The organism is Pseudoduganella buxea (assembly GCF_009720835.1).
GTDB lineage: Bacteria > Pseudomonadota > Gammaproteobacteria > Burkholderiales > Burkholderiaceae_D > Rugamonas > Rugamonas buxea.
Window position 1 is genome coordinate 1 of the sequence record NZ_WNKZ01000199.1, and the last position, 1,933, is coordinate 1,933.

At 73.0% G+C, this 1,933-nt stretch carries 1 protein-coding gene; it reads left to right on the plus strand.

The window, feature by feature from the left end; genetic code table 11:
* Window positions 1-1,933: beta-ketoacyl reductase (locus GM672_RS29810; RefSeq protein WP_155473674.1), on the plus strand; the 1,933-nt coding region annotated here is incomplete at both ends.

Below are 1,933 nucleotides of genomic sequence, written 5' to 3' on the forward strand. Positions count from 1 at the left end.
AGGCCCTGGCCACACTGGCCGGGACCTTGGCCGCCCTGCACGTGCGTGGCGCCGACATCGCCTGGCAGGACGTGCTGGCGCACGAACCGGTGCGCCCCACCCCGTTGCCTGCCTATCCGTTCAACCGGCAATCCTACTGGCTGGCGCCACGGCGCGACATGGCCGAAGCGGGGCACGCGGCCCCCGCCGCCATGCCCGTCGCGCGCTGCCATCGCGTCGTGTGGGAAGCGGCGGGCGGTCCGGCCACCGTGCCAGCCGCTTCGGCGCAGCCTGCGGCATGGAAGATCGTCGCCGAACCGGCGTGCCGGGTTGCGGCACGGCTGGTCGAGCGCATGACTGGGGCAGGCATACGCGTCGATCGCGACAAACCGTCCGTCGACGGCACCGATGCCGCCCACCAGCCGGTACCGGCCCAGCGCTGGGCCGGCGTGGTGCACGTTTTCGCGCCCGCGGCGGGTGCGGCGGCGGGGGCCCTGCTGCGCAGTCGTGAAGCGCTGCATACCCTGCGCCTGGCCGGAGCCAGCACGGCCTTGCACCTCGTTACCCTGGGCGCGCAGTCCATCGGTCCCGCGGACGACGCGGCGGATCCGGCATTGAGCGCCATCTGGGGACTGGCGCGCGGCGCAGCGCAGGAGCTGACGGCGCCGCGCCTGCGCCTGGCGGACCTGCCGCCGGTAGCCGACATGGCCAGCATCGACAGCTTGCTGGCCGATATGTTGGCGGTCGCGCCGCTGGCGGAAGTCGCCTATCGCGCCGGGCAACGCTACCAACCCGTATTGCAGCCCCTCGCGCTGCTGCCGGCCCCTGCACGGCCCTACGGCGACGGCTGCATGCTGATCTCCGGCGGGTTGGGCGGCCTGGCCCTGCTGCTTGCCGAGCATCTGATCGGCGCGGGCGTGCGCAGCATCGCGCTGCTGGCACGGCGCCAGCCCGACACTACCGAGACACACCGCATCGCGCAGTGGCGGGCCGCCGGCGTATCGGTGCATCTGCTGCAGGCCGATGTCGCCGACAGGCAGGCTGTCGCGGCCGCCCTGGCCGCGTTGCGCCAGGGCGGCATCGTCGTGGAAGGCCTGTTCCACCTGGCCGGCACCCTGGCCGATCGCACGGTCGACTCGCTCGACGCCGCGCACCTCGAGCGGGTATTGCGGCCCAAGGCCGAGGGCATCGAAGTGCTGTGCGGGCTACTCGAACCGGCACCGCGTTTCGCCGTGCTGTTCTCATCGCTGGCGGCGATGCTGGGCGCGCCGGCCCAGGCCAATTACGCCGCCGCCAATGCCTTCCTGGATGGCTATGCCGACCTGCTTCGCCGGCGCGGCGTGCGGGCCACCAGTATCGCCTGGGGTCCATGGGGGGAAGCGGGCATGGCGGCGCGCCTGGCCAGCAATGGCAGGAACGGCAAGGTGGGCAATGTCGGCAGGCTACGGGCGCTGGCCAGCGCCGCCGCCCTGGGGTTGGTGCCGGCCCTGGCGACGGGCGAGGCGACGCAGGTCATGGTGGCCGACCTGGGCCTGCTGGAAGCCCAGGCGCCCGTCAGCGGCGCGCCCCTGCCGGCGCTGGCGCGGGCCCTGTGGCAAGGCAAGCAGGCACCCGCGCCGGCAAGGGCTGCAGCCACGGCCACGTCACCGGCATCCCAGGCCGAGAAGTTGGCGACGATGACGGACCGGGTGCGCGTCAACGTGGCGGCCCTGCTGGGCGAGGACGAACAGGCCATCGATGCGACCCTGCCGTTCGAGCGACTGGGACTCGATTCGCTCAACATCCTCCAATTGCGCAACCGCCTGAACACGCAGTTCGGCACGGACTTCACTGCCGCGACGTTCTACAAGTTCTCGACCTGCGCGGCCCTGGCGGCCCATCTGCTCGATGCCGCGCCGGAACCGGGCGCGGCCCCGCCCTTCCCGGAGGCGCCGGGGGCGCCGGGGGCACCGCC